Genomic DNA, 18,273 nt, shown 5'->3' with positions numbered 1-18,273 from the left:
ATTTTGATCATAGCACACGCACCACTGCAACCCCGCACGGGGAATGCCCGCCTGGGCTACCGAAGCAGTCGGTCGTGCTTGCAATTCGGCTACATCGCCCTTAGCTAGGGCCATCCTGATACACGTTCCATCGAGCGCGGTACGCCGGGCTCGGGTGGATTATTGACTGGAGTTTTAATGAAGAACACCGCTAAGACCTTAACCCTGACCGCCACCAAAGCGCCGCGTAAAAGCAGCGCCCAGCTGGCTGTGCCGAAAACCGCGACCTCCTACTTCCTCGAAACGGAAGCGGCGGCCAAGGTGACGGTGGTCAAGAAGGGTTCGCGCCTGGCCGCGGTGATGGCTGCCGCCGATCCGGTCGAGCAGGTCGAAGTGGGCGTGCCCGCCGAGACCATGCAGGACGTAGCCCAGGACGCAGTATCGTACGCCGCCGAATCTGAATCCGAATCCGCGCCCGAGGACGGCGCCGCCGTGCCGGTGGTGGTGCGCAAGCGCTCCAAGCTGGCCGCGCGTCCGGACCTGGCCGCCGAAGTCCACGCCGACCTGGTGCCGGGCATGAAAGTGGCGCCGAAAGCGCGCACCGCCGTCAAGAAGATGGATCCGGAACCGACCATGATCCAGACCGCCGGCCAGGCCGTCAGCCAGACCACCGACGCCGCCGCGCTGGCCGCGATCGACACGTCCGGCTACCTGCTGCCATCGGTCAAGGTCCCGGGCCGCCGCGGCCGTAAGCCTAGCGAATTCACGCCGGAGAACGACGAAGTCGCGGCGCTCAACGCGGTCGAACGCGCCGAGCTGAAAGCGGTTTCGAAAGCCAAGGAACGCAAGGCCAAGGGCGGCGTGAACGGCATGCTGGCCGCCGACCCGAAAGCGTCGGAAGCGGATATGGAGCGCCGCCGCCAGCAGATCAAGAACCTGATCAACATGGGCAAGGAGCGCGGCTACCTGACCTATGCGGAGATCAACGATCAACTGCCGGAAAACATCATCGATCCGGAAGCGGTCGAAGGCATCATCGCCACCTTCAACGACATGGGCATCGCTGTCTACGAGCGCGCCCCCGACGCCGAAATGATGCTGCTGACCGACACGGTCGCCACCGCCACCAGCGACGATGAAGTCGAAGCGGCTGCGGCGACGGCGCTGTCGACGGTCGATTCCGACTTCGGCCGCACCACCGACCCGGTCCGCATGTACATGCGCGAAATGGGCGCGGTGGCGCTGCTCACGCGCGAAGGCGAGATCGAAATCGCCAAGCGCATCGAGGGCGGCCTGAAAGACATGGTCCAGGCCATTTCGGCTTGCCCGACCACGATCGCCGAGATCATCGCGCTGTCGCACAAGATCGCCAACGACGACCTCAAGGTCGACGAGGTGGTGGACGGTTTCGTGGACCACAACGAAAGCTCGGCCCCGGCCGCGCCCGTGGTGCACGCCGCGCCGTCGGAAGATGACGAAGAAGAGGAAGAAGAAGTCGAGGAAGAAGACGGCGACGCCAATGGCGGCGCGGCCGGCTTCTCGGCCGAACAGCTGGTCCAGCTGCGCAAGAACGCGCTCGACAAGTTCAAGATCATCGAAGTCGAATTCGACAAGATGGCCAAGGCCTTCGAGAAGGATGGCTACGGCACCAAGAACTACGTCAAGGCGCAGGAAGTCATTTCCAACGAGCTGCTGGGCATCCGCTTCACCGCCAAGGTCGTCGAGAAGCTGTGCGACACCCTGCGCGGCCAGATGGATGAAGTGCGCCATATCGAAAAAGCCGTGCTGGCGATCTGCGTGGACCGTTGCGGCATGCCGCGCGCCCACTTCATCAAGGTCTTCCCGGGTAACGAGACGGACCTGGCATGGGTCGACCGCGAAGTCGACTGCGCCTATCCGTACAGCGTGGTGCTGAGCCGTAACGTACCGGCGATCAAGGAACTGCAACAGCGCATGATCGACCTGCAGGCACGCGTGGCGCTGCCGCTGGCTGACCTGCGCAAGATCAACAAGCAGATGGCCGCAGGCGAAAAGCGCGCGCGCCACGCCAAGCGCGAGATGACGGTTGCCAACTTGCGTCTGGTGATTTCGATCGCCAAGAAGTACATCAACCGCGGTCTGCAATTCCTCGATCTGATCCAGGAAGGCAATATCGGTTTGTTGAAGGCGGTCGACAAGTTCGAGTACCGTCGCGGCTACAAGTTCTCCACGTATGCCACGTGGTGGATTCGCCAGGCCATCACGCGTTCGATCGCCGACATGGCGCGCACCATCCGCGTGCCGGTGCACATGATCGAGACGATCAACAAGATGAACCGCATTTCGCGTCAGATCATGCAGGAAACGGGCAGCGAGCCGGACCTGGCGACCCTGGCCTTGAAGATGGAAATGCCGGAGAACAAGGTTCGCGAGATCATGAAGATCGCGAAAGAGCCGATTTCGATGGAAACGCCGATGGGCGAGGATGGCGATTCGCAGCTGGGCGACTTCATCGAAGACAATGCGACCCTGGCGCCGCTGGATGCCGCGTTGCATGCATCGATGCGCAATGTGATCAAGGAAGTGCTCGATTCGCTGACCCCGCGCGAAGCCAAAGTGTTGCGTATGCGCTACGGTGTTGAAATGTCGAACGACCACACGCTGGAAGAAGTGGGTAAGCAGTTCGACGTGACGCGCGAGCGGATTCGCCAGATCGAAGCGAAGGCCATGAGCAAGCTGCGCCAGCCATCGCGTTCGGACAAGCTCAAGAGCTTCCTGCACAACCATTAATTAAAGTGCGCTTGTTGCGTCGGCCGTTGGCCGATGCGATGCGAGAAAAGGCCGTGTCCACCTTCGGGGTGCGCACGGTTTTTTTACATTCTCACCGAAGCTCCTCGCTTCGGCGTCCAGCACCAGTGCTCCGCTGCCTCTACCGTCGCTTTCCTGCCATCGTCGCTCCGCTTACCGCCGTCGCTCCGCCTACTACCGTCGCTCCCGCGAAGGCGGGAGGCCAAGTTGCGAGCGCAGCCGCAGGCGCCTCAACGGACTTGGGCTCCCGCCTTCGCGGGAGCGACGGTAGCGGCGGAGCGATGGTACGAGCGGGAGCAACACCCAAAAAAAATGCGCATCCGGAAGCCCGGACGCGCAAACAGGGGTAGTCAATAAACCAGGCCGAACCTGTCGCACCTGTTCTATCGGGGCTCATTGTACATACGTTTTTTACACTGCCGCGATCGATCCCTTATATTTTTTGAATCGTTGTATTTACGCTAATCCAGCCTCCGTCTCGTGGCTTTCCAGTGGAATCATCATGGCCAGGGTCGTGCCGCCGCCCGGCCGGCTGTCGATCACCATCTGCCCGCCGAACACATCGACCCGCTCGCGGATGCCGCGCAGCCCGAACGAGGCCACCTTGGCCGCGTCCCCCGGCCCCATGCCCACGCCATTGTCGACGATGGTAATGGTCAGGTATTCCATGCCGATTTCCAGCCCCACGTCCACATGGGTTGCCTTGGCGTGCCGCAAGATATTGAGCAGACACTCCTGGATGATGCGGAAAATGACTTCGGTACGGTGGCTGTCCGGCGGCGGCCCTTCGCCCTCGCTCACCGTCAGCGAGGTGGCAATCCCGCTGCGTTTTTCGAATTGCTGCACCAGCCACTCCGCCGCCGCCGGCAAACCCAGTTCCAGGGTGCTCGGATGCAGGTCGTTCATGATCGCGCGCACCGACCGGATGGTCAGGTCGATGGTGTCGAGCACGTCGCCGACCTTGCGCTTGAGCAAAGGATGACGCTGGCCGGCGCGCGCGTGCAGCATCTCCACATCGATCTTGAGCGCCATCAGGTTCTGCCCCAGCTCGTCGTGGATGCCCTTGGCGATGCGTTTGCGCTCTTCTTCCTTGATCGTTTCAAGATGGGAACTGAGCTGGCGCAGCTCGCGGAAGGACTCGGCCAGCGCATTCTCGGCCATCTGGCGCTCGGCCACCTCGATGCGCAACTGGGCGTTGCTGCGCTCCAGCTCGGCCGTGCGCATGCGGATGCGCACTTCCAGCCCGATCTGCACCGCCGCCAGTTCCAGCTCGGCCGCCTTGCGTTCGGTGATGTCGGTCAGCATCAGCAAGGTGCCCTCGGCCACGCCGTCGTCGCCCAGCATCGGTCGGCCGCTGACAATCGCCCAGCCGATGCTGCCGTCGACCCGCCGGTACGACAGGTCGTGGGTGAAACCGACGTGGGCGGCATCGGTGCTGATCATTTCGTCCAGGTCGCGCCGCGGATTGTCGCCCAGAAAGTCGCGCATCGACCGGCCCACCAGGGTGCCGGGCGTGGCGCCGAACATCTGGGCCAGGCGGGCATTGGCAAAGGTGGTGTTCGATTCCTTATCGAGCGTCCAGACGCCTTCGTGGGCGGTGTCGATGAAGTGGCGGTAGCGGCTCTGCGCGGTGTTGCGCGCCATGGCCAGTGCCCGTATGCGCAGGCTGACCACGAGGGCGGCGCCGGCCAGCGCAATGGTGAGGGAGAACAGCCATCGGGGCACGGCGTGCGCGTCGCTCAGGGCAATCAGCGCCACCACCGACGCCAGGATCAGGACGATGGCGGCTACGGTCAGGCAAAGCGACTCCACGCTCCACGTTTTCATGCGCACACCCCTCGTGGTTCAGTCAGGTTGTTGGTCAGTTTATTCTATGCCAGCTTTTGGGAAGCAGCATTATTTGTATTAGACAAGCGAATCGGGCATATGCCCCGTGCATGTCGTGCATGGAGTGTTGGTAAATTGCCTCATGGAAAGTTGTTGATTGCTCAAAGGGCGGTTTGCTGCCAAACTTTACGGCGCATCCCCCTTCCACGCCAGCCAGAGCCAGATTGCCACCATGATTCCACGTTCGCTCTACTTCGCCCTGATCCTCTCCGCTGCACACGGCATCGCTCAGGCACAGGTTATCAAGTGCAAGGATGCCAACGGCCGCACGACCTATCAAAGTACGCCTTGCGCCCCGGAGCAGGGGGCGCGCGAGGAGAAAAAGGCGGCGCCCGTGCAGAAGGCCGCCAGCGCCGCCGTGCCGAGGAAAGATCCGGTGTCGCCCGAGCAGGCGGACCTGGCGGCCGTCAACGAACGCATGCGCGTGCGCATGTGCGAGATCTATCGCAAGAATGTGAGCGTGCTGAAGGATTCTGAAAAAATGATTGTCCCCGATGGCAAGGGGGCCTTGCAGGTCGCCGATGCCAAGCGCCGGGCGGCGGAGATCGCTCAGGCCGAGCAACGCGTCGCCGAGAACTGCAAGTGACAAGCGGGCGGCGCGCCATGCCGGCGCGCCGCCCCGGGGCAGGTGCTTAACCCGTATTGCGCAGGCCGGCGGCGACGCCGTTGATCGACAGGTGGATGCCGCGATGGACCCGCTCGTCGACCTTGTCCGGCTCGCCCGACAGCGCGCGATGGCGGTGGATCAGCTCGACCTGCAAGTGATTCAGCGGATCGAGGTAGGCGAAGCGGTTCTGGATCGAGCGCGCCAGCAGCGGATTGCCGGCCAGGCGTTCGTGCGCGCCGGTGATCATCTCCAGGCAGCGCAGGGTGGTGCCGTGTTCGGCCGAAATGCGCTTGAAGATGCGCTCGCGCAGTTCCACGTCGGCCACCAGGCCCGCGTAGCGCGAAGCGATCGCCAGGTCGGTCTTGGCCAGCACCATGTCCATGTTCGACAGCAGCGTGGCAAAAAACGGCCACTCCTTGAACATGGCTTGCAGGGTCGCGATCTTTGCATCGCGCTCGCCTTCCTCGACCCATTGCGTGATGGCCGAACCGAAGCCGTACCAGCCCGGCAGCAGCAGGCGGCACTGGCCCCATGAGAACCCCCACGGAATGGCGCGCAGGTCTTCGATGCGCTTGGTCGACTTGCGCGAGGCCGGACGCGAACCGAGATTGAGTTCGGCGATTTCGGCGATCGGCGTGGCCGAGAAAAAGTAATCGGTGAAGCCCGGCGTTTCGTAGACCAGGTTGCGGTAAGCCTTGTAGGCGCGCTCGGACAGGTCGGCCATGATGGCCTCGAAGCCGGCCAGCTGCTTGGCCTTGGCGCCTTCGGCGGCGTGCGGCATCAGGCTCGCTTCGAGCGTGGCGGCGACCAGCAGCTCCAGGTTGCGGCGGCCGATTTCGGCGTTCGAGAACTTGGAGGCGATGATTTCGCCCTGTTCGGTCAGGCGGATCTGGCCATTGACGGTGCCCGGCGGCTGCGCCAGGATCGCTTCGTAGCTCGGTCCACCACCGCGGCCAACCGTGCCGCCGCGGCCATGGAACAGGCGCAGCTTGACGCCGGCGTCGGCGAACACCTTGACCAGGTGGATTTCGGCCTTGTACAGCTCCCAGTTCGACGTCAGGAAGCCGCCATCCTTGTTCGAGTCCGAGTAGCCGAGCATGACTTCCTGCAGCTGGCCCTGATGCGCGATCAGTTCTTTCACCAGCGGCAGCGCCATCCACTCGTTCATGATGCCGGCCGCGCGCTGCAGGTCGGGAATGGTTTCAAAGAGCGGGATGACCATGGCGTCGAGCTGCTTGTCGCGCGGGCGCAGGAGGCCGGTTTCCTTTTGCAGCAGCAGCACTTCGAGCAGGTCGGACACGGTCTCGGTGTGCGAAATGATGTAGTTGCGGATCGCGCGCTTGCCGTAGCGCTGGCGGATATCCTTGGCCGCGCGCAGGATCGCCAGTTCGGATGCGGTTTCCTCGCTCAATTCGGCGTACGGCGAATACAGCAGGCGCGGTTGCGCCAGTTCGGCCAGCAGCAGCTGCACCTTTTGTTCTTCGGTGAGCTTGGTGTAATCGGCTTCGACGCCGGCGCCGGCGAACAGTTCGGCCAGCACGCGTTCATGCACGTCGGAGGTCTGGCGCATGTCGAGCGAGGCCAGATGGAAGCCGAAGATGGCGGCGGCGCGCTGCACCGTGGCCAGGCGCGGCTTGACCAGCAACTGCCCGTGATGGGCGCGCAGCGAGTCGGCCAGCACCTGCAGGTCGGTGCAGAATTCGGTGGCGTCCAGGTAAGGCGCGGCGTGGCCGACTTCCTTGCGCAGGATGTTGGTCGCGCCCAGCGAACGCGCGGTGGCGGCCAGGCGCGCGTAGATGCCGATCAGGGCGCGCCGGTATGGCTCGTCGCTGCGGTGCGGCGACTGGTCGGGCGAGGCGTCGGCCAGCGCTTGCAGGGCCGGGCTGGCGCCTACCATCAGGGTCGAAATCGACAGTTCGGCGCCCAGCGCGTGCACTTCGTCGAGATAGAAGTCGAGGATGGTGGTGGCCTGGCGCACCAGCGCGTGCTGCATGGTGCCGGCGTTGACGTTCGGGTTGCCATCGCGGTCGCCGCCGATCCAGCTGCCCATCTGCACGTAGGAGTTGTCGTTGCCGGGCGCCGCACCGTCCGCATCATCAGGATAATGCGCGGCGATTTCTTCTTCGATGTCGTCGTACAGGCCGGGTAATTCGCGCAGGAAGGTGATGCGGTAGTAGGACAGGGCGTTGTCGATTTCGTCGGCCACGGTCAGCTTGGAGTAGCGCAGCATGCGCGTTTGCCACAAGGTCGCGATGCGCGCGTGCAGCAACTGCATGTTGGCCACGCGTTCGCGCGGGGTGAGCGGCAGGTCGCGTTCGGCCAGCAGGCGCGCGATGTCATGCTCGGCGTCGAGGATGCTCTTGCGCTGCACTTCGGTCGGGTGGGCTGTCAACACCGGCGCGATCAGGGCGTCGCCGAAAAAGGTGCGCACGGTGTCGCTGCCCACGCCCGCGGCTTTCAGCTTGGACAGCGCGAAGCTCACGCTGCCCTGTTGCGGCGCCGAGCCGGCCAGCAGGTGGGCGCGGCGGCGGCGGATGTGGTGCTGGTCCTCGGCGATGTTGGCCAGGTGCGAAAAATACGAAAATGCGCGCACCACCGAAATGGTTTGCTCGCGCGTGAGCTTGTGCAGCAGGGCGGTCAGGTCCTCGCCGGCCTGGGCGTCGTCCTCGCGCCGGAAACGCACCGCGGTCTGGCGGATGGTCTCGACGACATCGAAGACGGCTTCGCCTTCCTGGTCGCGCAGCACGTCACCGAGCAGGCGGCCGAGCAGGCGGATATCTTCTTTCAGCGGAGCGTCCTTGTCGAGGACTGGAGGGGTTTCTTGTGCAGCAGATAAATTTACCATGTTGGACCACAGAGTGAAAGTTGGTGCAAAGGCTTCTGGCCAGGTTCTGCAAAGGGGACGCATGATAAAATTTGTGATCTTATGCATGTGCCGATGACTGCCATAACCGGTTTGAGGTTTTACGACAGTGAAAGAATCCGTTTTGAAAGCAACTGAATTGAATCAGCAGCCCTCCAAGCTCATTATCGCTTCGCGCGAAAGCCGGCTCGCCATGTGGCAGGCTGAGCATGTTCGCGCGCAATTATCTTTATTATATCCGCAGTGCAGCATCGAGATTCTGGGAATGACCACGCGGGGCGACCAGATCCTCGACCGCACTTTATCAAAGGTCGGCGGCAAGGGGCTGTTCGTCAAGGAGCTGGAGGTGGCGATGGCCGAAGGGCGCGCCGACCTGGCCGTGCATTCGCTCAAGGACGTGCCGATGGATTTGCCGGAGGGCTTCGAGCTGGCCGCCGTGCTGGAGCGGGAAGACCCGCGCGATGCGTTCGTGTCGAACGACTTCGGCAGCCTGGCCGAGCTGCCGCCGGGCGCGGTGGTGGGGACCAGCAGCCTGCGGCGCCAGTCGCTGATCGCGGCGCGCTATCCGCACCTGGTGATCAAGCCGCTGCGCGGCAATCTCGATACGCGCCTGGGTAAGCTCGACCGCGGCGAGTATGCCGCCATTATCCTGGCCGCCGCCGGCCTCAAGCGCCTGGGACTGCCGCAGCGCATCCGTGCGCTGCTGGACCCCGAGCATTCGCTGCCGGCGGCCGGGCAGGGCGCGATGGCGATTGAAATCGTTTCGGGCCGTACCAATGGGGTCGACCTGCGCGCCGTGCTGGCGCCGCTGAACCACCTTCCGACCGCGCAGCGCGTCGCGGCCGAGCGCAAGGTATCGAAGGTGTTCGGCGGCAGCTGCCAGATTCCGCTGGCGGCCTTCGCCACCATTGAGGACGGCGTGATGCACCTGCGCGCCATGGTGGCCACGCCGGACGGCAAGCGCAGCGCGCACGCCGAACTGCGCGGCCCGGCCGATGCCCCGGAACTGCTCGGGCAGCAGGTGTCGGACTTGCTCGACACCCAGGATGCGCGCGCGATCCTGGCCGCCTGCAAGGCCGATATCGCTGCCGATGCCTGACGCGGTCATCATCACGCGTCCGCTGGCGCAGGCAGGCGCGCTGGCCGAGCAGGTGAGGGCGCTCGGGCGCGAAGCGGTGCTGCTGCCGCTGCTGGAGATCTCGGCGCTGGAGGACCAGGGCCCGCTCAAGGCGGCGCTGGCCGGCATGCACGATTGCGCCATGGTGGCGTTCGTGTCGCCCAACGCGATCGATGCGGCGTTTGCCCACATCGGCGTGTGGCCGGCCTGGGTAACGCTGGCGGTGCTGGGCGAGGGCAGCCGCGCCGCGCTGGAACGGCATGGCATCAACAACCATACGGCGACCATCGTCAGCCCGCGCGACCCGGCCCGCAGCGACTCGGAAAACCTGCTCGAGACGCTCGACCTGGCGGCCCTGGCCGGCCAGAAGGTGCTGATCGTGCGCGGCGAAAGCGGGCGCGAACTGATGGCCGACGGCCTGCGCGCCGCCGGCGTGCTGGTCACGACCGTGGCGGCCTACCGGCGCAATGTGCCGGCCTTGACGCCGGCCCTGGCGCAGCAGCTGCGCGCGCTGATGGAAGGCGACAACGACTGGATCGTCACCAGTTCCGAGGCGCTGCGCGGGCTGGTGGCGCTGGTGCAGGAGATGGGCGATCCCGCCCTTGTGGAAAAAATGCAACAACAGCATCTGATCGTGCCGCATGCCCGTATTGCCGAAACGGCAAGCAGCCTGGGCCTGCGCCATTTGACGCTGTGCGGATCAGGCGACGAACGTCTGCTTGCCGCGTTACAATCACGAGCATGAACGAATTGCCTACATTACCTGAACACAATGCAGCACCCGGTGCTGCTTCCCATGCCGACAAATACAGTGAGCCGGCGGGCGGGCGCGCGCGTTCGTCCGGCGGCGACAGCATGACTGAAATCCTGCAGCGTCCGATGACGGTGGTGGTGATCCTGCTGGCGCTGCTGCTGGCCGCGCACGCCTGGTCGACGCGCAGCAATCTGCTCAAGCTGCGCATGGAAATGGCCAACCGCCTGCAAAAGGGTGAAGTGGTCAATACCGAAACCAGCACGCTGGTGCGCACGGTGCAGGACCAGACCAAGGATTTGCAGGCCAAGGTCGGCTTGCTGGAAAACCGCCAGCTCGAAGCCCAGAGCCAGCAACTGGCGCTGGAACAGCTGTACCAGGATTTGTCGAAGAACCGCGACGAATGGGCGCTGGCTGAAATCGAACAGGTGCTCTCGACCGCCAGCCAGCAACTGCAGCTGGCCGGCAATGTGCAGGGCGCGCTGATCGCGCTGCAAAACGCCGACCGTTCGCTGTCGCGCTCGGACAAGCCGCAATTCATCACGATCCGGCGCGCGATTGCGGGCGATATCGACAAGCTCAAGGCCTTGCCGGCGCTAGACCTGACCGGCGTCGCGCTGCGTCTGGACAACGTGATTACCCAAGTTAATACCCTGCCGATGCTGGCCGACGAACAGCCGGCCCTGCCGGCCAAGCCGGTCAAGGCAGTGGCGGCCCCGGTGGCGCCGAAAGCGGGCACCGCTTCAGCCACGACGGCCGCCGCGGCCCCGGTCAAGGAGTCGATGCTGGTGCGGGTGCAGGACGTGTGGCAGAGCTGGACCGGCGAAATGTGGGATGAAATGCGCCAGCTGATCCGCGTGCGCCGCGTCGATACGCCCGAAGCGCTGATGCTCTCGCCGTCGGAAACCTATTTTGTGCGCGAGAACGTCAAGCTGCGCCTGCTGAACGCGCGCATGGCGCTGCTGGCACGCAATGAAGTGGCCTTCCGCAACGACCTGGTGGCGGCGCAGGACGCCCTCGCCAAGTATTTCGACACGCGCGCCGGCACCACCCAGACAGCGCAAGCGCTGCTGCGCCAGGTCCAGGCCAGCAATCTGGCGATCGAGATGCCGTCCCTGTCCGACAGCCTGAACGCCGTGCGCAACTACAAAGCGAAGCCATAACATGCGTCTTCTTCTCTGGTTAGTCGCGCTGATGGCCGCGGCCATCGGCATTGCCGTGACGGCACGCTTCAATCCGGGCAACGTGGTGTTTTTCTACCCGCCGCACCGGATCGACATGTCGCTCAATTTCTTCGTCGTGGTCGTGGTACTGCTGTTCCTCGTCATGTACGCCTTGCTGCGCGCCCTGCGCGCCACCGTCGGCATGCCGGGCCGGGTCGCCGCCTACCGCCAGCGCAAACGCGAGCGCGACGGCAACAAGGGCTTGCGCGATGCGCTCAAGGCCCTGTTCGAAGGCCGCTTCGGGCACGCCGAAAAAGCCGCCGTGCGCGCCGCCGAACTGCCGGAAAACGCTGGCATCGCCGCCCTGATCGGGGCCCGCGCCGCGCACCGCATGCGCCAGGGCGCGCGGCGCGACAACTGGCTGGCCGGCGTGGTGCACGACAACGCGCTCAAAACCGCACGCCTGATGACCATGACCGAATTGCTGGTCGACGATCACCAGCCGCAGGCGGCGCTTGACGCCGTGGCCGAACTCAATGCCAGCGGCACGCGCCACATCCATGCGCTGCAATGGTCGATGAAGGCGCACCAGCAAGCCAAGAACTGGCCGGAAGTGCTGCGCCTGGTGCGTTCGCTCGACAAGCACAAGGCGCTGCATCCGGCCCTGTCGGCGCGCCTGCGCGAGCTGGCCTACGACGCCTTGCTGTCCGATAGTTCGCACGATGCCGAATCGATCCTGCGCGTGTGGGCCACCGTGCCGAGCGCCGACCGGGTCAAGCCCTACGTGGCGGCACGCGCGGCGGCGGCGCTCAATGCCCGCGGCCTGCACGACGAGGCGCGCACCAGCGCCGAGGAAGCGTTGCGCGCCGGCTGGGACGACCGGGTGGTGCGCGCCTACCGCGATGCGGCCGCGCAGGCCGGTTCGCCCGCGCTGCTGGCCCAGATCGAGCATTGCGAAGCGTGGATGAAGCAGCGCCCGACCGATGCCGAACTGGCGCTCACGCTCGGCTCGCTGTGCCTGAAGCAGAAACTGTGGGGCAAGGCTCAGCGCTACCTGGAACAGGCACTGTCGGACGCGACCGAGCCGCGCATGGTGCGCGAGGCGCACCTGAAACTGGCGCAGATGCACGAAGCGCTCGGCCAGCAGGAAGAAGCCAATGCGCATTTCAGGCAGTGCGCGCTGGCGAGTATTTTGTGATCGATGCTGCTGGTTTGAAAACCGTTGCGCCCGCGCCAAGGCTTCCTTCGGCGGGCGCCAAAGTTCTCCACAGCCGGCAACTGAAGGACGAACTTGGGCCTCCGCCGAGGGCCGCCTTGGCGCGGGGGCGACGGTTTTAAGGGTAACGCTACGGCATAGTCTGTGGTTTTTTGTGCGCTCGCCAGCCGATTTCCTTGCCCCTCTCCAGTCGATCTTCCCGCGCAAAGCGCGCGACGACGCTTGCTGCAATGCACAAGCTCGCGTGAAACTTCGTTATAATGTCGGCCATTGACCCCCTCAGCAATCTAAGGATATCCCATGAGTTTGAATAAAGTTTCCGCCGGCCGCGATGTGCCGAATGATTTCAACGTGATCATCGAAATCCCGATGAATGCCGATCCGATCAAGTATGAAGTGGACAAGGAATCGGGCGCGATTTTCGTTGACCGTTTCATGGGCACTGCCATGCACTACCCGTGCAACTACGGTTATGTGCCGAACACGATCGCCGACGACGGCGACCCGTGCGACGTACTGGTCATCACCCCGTTCCCGCTGATCCCTGGCGTGGTGGTACGTTGCCGCGCCATCGGCGTGCTGAAAATGACCGACGAAGCCGGCGGCGACGCCAAGGTGCTGGCGGTTCCTGTCGATAAGATCCTGCCGATCTACAAGCACTGGCAAAAGCCGGAAGACATGAACGAACTGCGCCTGCAGCAGATCCAGCACTTCTTCGAACACTACAAAGATCTGGAGCCAGGCAAGTGGGTCAAGGTCGAAGGCTGGGGCGGTCCTGAAGATGCCAAGGCAGAGATCATGAACGGCATCGCCGCGTTCGACAAAGACAAGGCCGCCAAGGCGTAAGCCTTGCAGCGTCGTTGCCTTTGGCAGCGACCTGCTACCGGCAGATGGCATGCCGCAGTACACGACGCGCTCCCGAGGGAGCGCGTCGTGCGTTTACAGCCGCGTTATTACCAGCCGCGTTCTGCCACCCGCGGTTTTGCCAGCCGCGCTTACCAGCCGCGCGTCACCAGCCGCGCGTCACCAGCCGATATCCTGCAGCAGCGGATACGTCAGGTCGCGCGGCGGGTTGACGTCGTGCAGCAGGTCGGTGTTGATGGCTGGCTCCATCAGCTGGTTCGGCTTGGTATCGACCGAATAGTGCGATACCGACGAGCCCGGAGAAAATACTTCCGGACTGTACATGCGTATCCGCCGGACCAGGTCGGTGCCCGAGAGCCGGTCGGGATCGACGCCGAGGCTGGCGGTCACGCCCGACGACGTGCGCGAGCGCCGGACCATTACCGACTTGAGCTGGTTGCCTGTCGCCCGGTCGATGCGCACCGCCGGAATGCGCACGGCCGGATCGGCGCCGCCCAGCGCACTGACAGGGTCGGCCGTGTTTTCCACCACCACCATGCCGCGCGCGCCGGCGTTCTGCAAAATCCGGGCCTTGGTCACGAACGTGCACGCGCCACGGTCGACCAGGGCGATATTGCCCCGGACCGCCCTCGCGTTGGCGGGGCTGAGCGGGGTGCAGGCCAGGCCGCTGCCGTTGGCCTGGTCGACCACGGGCATCAGCTCGCCCGTCACGGCGTTTTGCCCCAGTTGCGGGCCGAACGAAGCGTCGCCCACTGCGTGGCCGCCGCTGGCCATGCCCGCCGCCATGCCGCTGACCAACAGCTGGGGCTGGGCCGCGAGCACCTTGGAGGTGACCTTGTACACGCGTTCGCCGTTCCACGACAGGTTGGCGCCGCCAATTGCCGAGCGGCGCCGTTCGTCATTTTTCATGTTGACCCAGGCTTTGTTGTTGCGGATATCGACCAGGAAGTAATCCCAGATCGATGGTGTGCCGAGGAAGAACTCGCCGGTGCTTTCGTCGGTGAAGTTCTGGAACCCCAGGCCATGCGCCAGTTCGTGCAGCAATACGGCCACCAGGTCGATCTGCGCGCCGGCTTTGCGATCGAGCCCGAGGTAGAAGCCGGAACCGGGCATGCAATCGGGGAGCAGGCCGAGGCGCGAGTTGAAGCGCGCCTGGATATGCGCCTGACCCGGCGTGGCCAGGTCGGTGCGGGCCAGCTTGCTGGCCAGCGCGCCCGGATACCAGGTGTCGGCCTTGGGAGCGTTGGGGAAATTGCTGAACACTTCCACCGCGCCCGCCGCGCCGAGCACCGCGCCGTCGGCGTTGCACGGCAACGGCTCGAACGAGGCGGCGACCCTGACCGGCACCGGGCTGGTGAGCGTGCGGCCCCAGATGTCGGCCGCTTGCTGGAATGCAATGAGGCGCTGGGCCCCGAGCGTGCGCCCGCTGTTGCCCCCGACCGGCTGCACCGGCGTGGGATCGTTGAAGCCGACATTGGGCCCGTTGGTGTTAACGATGGTGATGGTCGTCGCCGCGTGGGCGCCACCGAGGGTGCAGCAGAAAACAGCGAGGGCGGCGGCCGCGCGCCGCAGGAGGGGGCGCTTATTGCTCATTGCCGTGCTCCCCCGCTGGTGTGGCATGGTCGTGGACAGCGTGCTGCGCGGCGGCTTCGCCTTCCACGCAGCGCTGGGCCAGCTTGCCGTCGGGCGTGCGCGCGACGACGGAATACACCATGCCGCGATCGCCCACGGGCGCGCTGCGGGTGCCGTCGGCACGCACCTGGACCTGCGGTTGCGGACGCGCCATCTGCGGTTGCTGCAAGTCGCCTTGCATCGCGCGCAGCTCGGCCGCGGTGGCCGGACGTAGTTGTCCGGTTTGCTTGTCGCGCACCACGGCCATGCCGTCCGCTTGTGCTGCGGCCGAGGCTGCCATCGAGAAGGCAGCCAGCGCGCAGCAGGTGATCAGGGTTCTACTCAACATGTTGAAAATCTCCCGGGTTCGTTCATTGTTAACTGCCTTCGGCGCAGCAATGCCAGACTGCCCAAGCCGACCAGCAGCATCAGGTAGGTACCAGGTTCAGGCACCGTAGTGACTACGACAGCGTCAATGCCAATATAGTTCGCTGCTGAGGCGTCGCCAGCGTAACGAAAGGCGAAACGGCCCTGGCCTTCATGGTCGAGGCTGGAAATGACTTGCTGCCAGACCGTGGGATAGGCCGATATGCCGCCGAGCACCCCGAGCACGGTGTTGAAGCTGCCGGTATCGGTGCCGCTGCCCGGCGAAAAGCGCACTTCGAGCGTGTCGCCGAAGCCGGACGCGCTGGCCGAGCGCGTGAAAAACGATAGCTCGCTGGGGCCGATCAGGGTCACCACCGGCGTGATCAGCCAGTTGTCGATGCTGCCCATGCCGTTTTGCGCGCTCAGGAAATTGGCCGCGATATAGGACGAGGCCGGACCGGAGGGGGCCGGGAACACGCCGGCGTTGCCTTGCGACCAGGGCTGGCCCGGCGGGATGCTCTTGTTGTTGAGGACCCAGTCGTTCAGGGTGCTGATGTCGTTGAAATTTTCGTTGAGGACCACGATGGGTTCGATGGCGTGCGACGCAGCGGGCAGCGCGGCGGCCATGGCGATGGTCGCCATGGCAAGCAGTTTATGAGCTAGTTTCATCGTCGTTCTTTCAGCAGTTGCCAGTAGGGATGGCACTTCCACTCGCGCTGGCAGGCAGCGAGGCCACGGTTGATCCCATGATAGGAGTGGAAGAAGCGCCAGCATTGATGTGCGCTTAATGTGCGAAGCGCGATTTCGGGCAATCGGAGGGAACTTAAATGAAGAAGCGCGGCGATGCTGATGCAGCCGGTATGGAAGAAGGAAAAACAAGCGTCCCCGCCGCTGCGGGGACGCCGTGAAAAGCAATCACTTGCCGGCTGCGCGTGCGGCAATCTTTCGCAGGCGCAGTTTCCCTACGATTCCGATGGGGAAAAAGTAGATCGACAGCACGAACAGCACGCCCAGCCACAGCATCCAGCGGTCCGGATGCAGCGCCTCGGCCAGAAAGGGCACGCCTTCCAGCGCGGCCGAGCCTTCTGCCATCAGCGACTTGAGATAATTCTGCGCGATGATGAACAAGGTCGCGCCGACCACCGCACCGTACATGGTGCCCATGCCGCCGATCACCACGATCAGCAGGATATCGGTCATCACCTCGAAGCCGAGCATGGTTTTCGGCCCCACGTAGCGCAGCCACAGCGCCATCAGCGCGCCGGCCAGGGCCGCCACCAGCGCCGCCAGCACGTTGGCCCAGATCCGGTACAGCACCGTGCGGTAGCCCAGCGCCTCGGCGCGGAACTCGTTTTCGCGGATGGCCTGCAGCACGCGTCCGAAGGGCGAATTGACCAGCCGCAGCAGCAACAGGAACAGTAGCAGGCAGCCGATGAACACGATGTAGTAGGTGATCAGCTTGCCGTCGATGGCGCGCCCGAACAGCTCGGACTCGAACAGGCGAAAGCCGGGCGTGAGCAATTCCGGCACGCTGAAAGTCTTGCCGTCTTCGCCGCCGGTCAGGTCGGACAGTTGCGAGGCGAGCACGGCAAACGAAGAGGCGACCGCCAGCGTGATCATGGCGTAGAAAATGGCGCGCACGCGCAGCGCGAACAGGCCCACCACCAGGGCCAGCACCAGGGTGAGCAGCAGGGCCAGCAGCAGGCCGATGAAGGCCGCGCCCCAGGTCGGCTCGCCGCTCGACAGGCCCAGTCCGACCCCGTAGGCGCCGATGCCGAAAAACATGGTGTGGGCGAACGACACAATGCCGGTGTAACCGAGCAGCAAGTCGTAGGACGCCACCAGCACGATATAGATGCAGATGGTGGCGGCGGTGTTGAGCGGGCGCGCGCCGCTGGTCAGGAAAGGCGCCAGTGCCAGTCCCAGCAGGATCAGCAGCAGGGTGGCGGCCAAGGCCCGGCTGCGCGGCAGGTCGCCGGATAACAAGTGATTGAGCATCGTCGTTCCTTAACGGCGCAGGTTGGAAAACAGGCCGGCCGGACGCCACAGCAAAATGGCGATCATCAGCACGATGTGCGACACCAGCGCGAACTTGGGCGCCAGGAAGCCGGCATAGTTGGCTACCAGGGCCATCAGCAGCGCGCCGATGAAGCAGCCGCCGACCGAGCCGAGCCCGCCGATGATGATGACGATAAAAATCATCACCATGATTTCGCCGCCCATGGCCGCGCTCAGGGTTTCCTTGTACAGCCCCCACAGCACGCCGCCCAGGCCCGCCAGCGCCGAACCGGCCGCGAACACGGCCACGAACAGGCGCCGGATGCGGTAGCCCATGGCCTCGACCATTTCGCGGTTTTCGACGCCGGCGCGGATCAGCAGGCCGATCTTGGTGCGGTTGAGCACCAGGAACATGGCCGCGAACACCAGCAGGCCGATCACGACCGCCACCAGCCGGTATTTCTCGACCGCCGCGTCGCCCAGCATCACCGCCCCGCGCAGGCTGGCCGGCAGCGGCAGGGGAATCTGCTCGGCGCCCCAGATCACGTTGATCAGCTGCTCGGCCACGATCATGCCGCCCATGGTGATCAGGATCTGTTTGAGATGCTGGCCGTACACGGGTGCGATGATGATGCGCTCGAAGGCCCAGCCGAGCAGCGCGGTGGAGAGCATGGCCACCGCAATGGCCAGGCCCAGCACGCCCAGGTTGATCAGCAGCGAATCGACCTCGAGCCAGCCGCGCATGGGAATGAGGACCATGGTGGCGGCGTAGGCGCCGACCGAGACGAAGGCGCCGTGGCCGAAGTTGAGCACGTCCATCAGGCCGAACACGAGCGTCAGTCCGCTGGCCATGATGAAGATCATCATGCCCATCGCCAGGCCGGCGATGGTCAGGGTGACCCAGGTGGGAAAGCTGCCCACCAGCGGCAGCACGAGCAGGATCAGCGCGGGCACCAGCAGCAGGGGCGCGATGTCGCGTCTGGCGGCCTGCAGCGGGGTATCGCTTGATGCGGCCGGGGCGGCGGGCAGCGCGGTGGCGCCGCTCACCGGCGGTGATTTGGTGG

The 18,273-nt window shown here is 64.6% G+C and carries 14 protein-coding genes; 7 read left to right on the top strand and 7 right to left on the bottom strand.

Annotated elements, in window-relative coordinates:
- The first annotated feature begins 177 nt into the window (after positions 1 to 177).
- A complete protein-coding gene (gene rpoD, locus CR152_RS29065; protein ID WP_099880817.1) occupies positions 178 to 2,748 on the top strand; it encodes an RNA polymerase sigma factor RpoD in 2,571 nt (856 codons plus the stop codon).
- Positions 2,749 to 3,222: 474 nt separating this feature from the next.
- Here rpoD and CR152_RS29060 read toward each other — a convergent pair whose 3' ends face one another.
- Positions 3,223 to 4,593 carry a PAS domain-containing sensor histidine kinase gene (locus CR152_RS29060; RefSeq protein WP_099880815.1) on the bottom strand — a complete coding sequence of 457 codons (1,371 nt, stop codon included), beginning with the start codon at positions 4,591 to 4,593 and terminating at the stop codon, positions 3,223 to 3,225.
- A gap of 157 nt (positions 4,594 to 4,750) precedes the next feature.
- Here CR152_RS29060 and CR152_RS29055 point away from each other — a divergent pair, with 157 nt between their 5' ends.
- On the top strand, positions 4,751 to 5,239 hold the full coding sequence (locus CR152_RS29055) for a DUF4124 domain-containing protein (protein ID WP_099880813.1): 489 nt from the start codon (positions 4,751 to 4,753) through the stop codon (positions 5,237 to 5,239).
- A 46-nt stretch (positions 5,240 to 5,285) separates the two neighbouring features.
- On the opposite strand, the gene ppc is transcribed toward CR152_RS29055, so the two are convergent.
- The gene (ppc, locus tag CR152_RS29050) at positions 5,286 to 8,105 is read right to left on the bottom strand and encodes a phosphoenolpyruvate carboxylase (protein ID WP_099880811.1); all 2,820 of its coding nucleotides are present in this window, start codon (positions 8,103 to 8,105) and stop codon (positions 5,286 to 5,288) included.
- 142 nt (positions 8,106 to 8,247) lie between these two features.
- Between ppc and hemC the strand changes: the two genes are divergently transcribed.
- The 5 genes from hemC to ppa all read left to right on the top strand — a co-directional run bounded on the left by hemC (position 8,248) and on the right by ppa (position 13,216).
- On the top strand, positions 8,248 to 9,222 hold the full coding sequence (hemC, locus tag CR152_RS29045; RefSeq protein WP_370663838.1) for a hydroxymethylbilane synthase: 975 nt from the start codon (positions 8,248 to 8,250) through the stop codon (positions 9,220 to 9,222).
- The gene (locus CR152_RS29040; protein ID WP_099880809.1) at positions 9,215 to 9,985 is read left to right on the top strand and encodes a uroporphyrinogen-III synthase; all 771 of its coding nucleotides are present in this window, start codon (positions 9,215 to 9,217) and stop codon (positions 9,983 to 9,985) included. The genes hemC and CR152_RS29040 overlap by 8 nt, the downstream gene beginning before the upstream one ends.
- Before the next feature lie 110 nt (positions 9,986 to 10,095).
- Positions 10,096 to 11,154, top strand: a complete 1,059-nt coding sequence (locus CR152_RS29035; protein WP_370663837.1) for a uroporphyrinogen-III C-methyltransferase — start codon at positions 10,096 to 10,098, stop codon at positions 11,152 to 11,154.
- Position 11,155: 1 nt separating this feature from the next.
- A complete protein-coding gene (locus tag CR152_RS29030) occupies positions 11,156 to 12,352 on the top strand; it encodes a heme biosynthesis protein HemY (RefSeq protein WP_099880805.1) in 1,197 nt (398 codons plus the stop codon).
- Between the two features lie 318 nt (positions 12,353 to 12,670).
- On the top strand, positions 12,671 to 13,216 hold the full coding sequence (ppa, locus tag CR152_RS29025; protein ID WP_054263314.1) for an inorganic diphosphatase: 546 nt from the start codon (positions 12,671 to 12,673) through the stop codon (positions 13,214 to 13,216).
- A gap of 177 nt (positions 13,217 to 13,393) precedes the next feature.
- On the opposite strand, the gene CR152_RS29020 is transcribed toward ppa, so the two are convergent.
- From CR152_RS29020 to CR152_RS29000, 5 genes are all read right to left on the bottom strand, one after another.
- On the bottom strand, positions 13,394 to 14,827 hold the full coding sequence (locus tag CR152_RS29020) for a PA domain-containing protein (RefSeq protein WP_099880803.1): 1,434 nt from the start codon (positions 14,825 to 14,827) through the stop codon (positions 13,394 to 13,396).
- Positions 14,817 to 15,194, bottom strand: coding sequence for a post-PEP-CTERM-1 domain-containing protein (locus CR152_RS29015; protein ID WP_099880801.1), 378 nt, complete (start codon positions 15,192 to 15,194; stop codon positions 14,817 to 14,819). The genes CR152_RS29020 and CR152_RS29015 overlap by 11 nt, the downstream gene beginning before the upstream one ends.
- On the bottom strand, positions 15,188 to 15,880 hold the full coding sequence (locus tag CR152_RS29010) for a choice-of-anchor J family PEP-CTERM protein (RefSeq protein WP_229413688.1): 693 nt from the start codon (positions 15,878 to 15,880) through the stop codon (positions 15,188 to 15,190). Before CR152_RS29010 ends, CR152_RS29015 begins: the two co-directional genes overlap by 7 nt.
- 246 nt (positions 15,881 to 16,126) lie before the next feature.
- Positions 16,127 to 17,209, bottom strand: a complete 1,083-nt coding sequence (locus tag CR152_RS29005; RefSeq protein ID WP_099880797.1) for a branched-chain amino acid ABC transporter permease — start codon at positions 17,207 to 17,209, stop codon at positions 16,127 to 16,129.
- 9 nt (positions 17,210 to 17,218) lie between these two features.
- Positions 17,219 to 18,256, bottom strand: a complete 1,038-nt coding sequence (locus CR152_RS29000) for a branched-chain amino acid ABC transporter permease (protein WP_229413859.1) — start codon at positions 18,254 to 18,256, stop codon at positions 17,219 to 17,221.
- Positions 18,257 to 18,273: the final 17 nt, after the last annotated feature.

The sequence above is a fragment of the Massilia violaceinigra genome (assembly GCF_002752675.1).
GTDB classification, from domain to species: Bacteria; Pseudomonadota; Gammaproteobacteria; order Burkholderiales; family Burkholderiaceae_D; genus Telluria_A; species Telluria_A violaceinigra.
Note: the sequence above shows the minus strand (reverse complement) of the source record. Positions and strands in the feature narration are given on the sequence as shown.

Coding starts and splice junctions, on each gene's coding strand:
- rpoD (WP_099880817.1), top strand. CDS start 178: ATGAAGAACACCGCTAAGACCTTAACCCTGACCGCCACCAAAGCGCCG.
- CR152_RS29060 (WP_099880815.1), bottom strand. CDS start 4,593: ATGAAAACGTGGAGCGTGGAGTCGCTTTGCCTGACCGTAGCCGCCATC.
- ppc (WP_099880811.1), bottom strand. CDS start 8,105: ATGGTAAATTTATCTGCTGCACAAGAAACCCCTCCAGTCCTCGACAAG.
- CR152_RS29040 (WP_099880809.1), top strand. CDS start 9,215: ATGCCTGACGCGGTCATCATCACGCGTCCGCTGGCGCAGGCAGGCGCG.
- CR152_RS29035 (WP_370663837.1), top strand. CDS start 10,096: ATGACTGAAATCCTGCAGCGTCCGATGACGGTGGTGGTGATCCTGCTG.
- CR152_RS29030 (WP_099880805.1), top strand. CDS start 11,156: ATGCGTCTTCTTCTCTGGTTAGTCGCGCTGATGGCCGCGGCCATCGGC.
- ppa (WP_054263314.1), top strand. CDS start 12,671: ATGAGTTTGAATAAAGTTTCCGCCGGCCGCGATGTGCCGAATGATTTC.
- CR152_RS29020 (WP_099880803.1), bottom strand. CDS start 14,827: ATGAGCAATAAGCGCCCCCTCCTGCGGCGCGCGGCCGCCGCCCTCGCT.
- CR152_RS29015 (WP_099880801.1), bottom strand. CDS start 15,194: ATGTTGAGTAGAACCCTGATCACCTGCTGCGCGCTGGCTGCCTTCTCG.
- CR152_RS29010 (WP_229413688.1), bottom strand. CDS start 15,880: ATGAAACTAGCTCATAAACTGCTTGCCATGGCGACCATCGCCATGGCC.
- CR152_RS29005 (WP_099880797.1), bottom strand. CDS start 17,209: ATGCTCAATCACTTGTTATCCGGCGACCTGCCGCGCAGCCGGGCCTTG.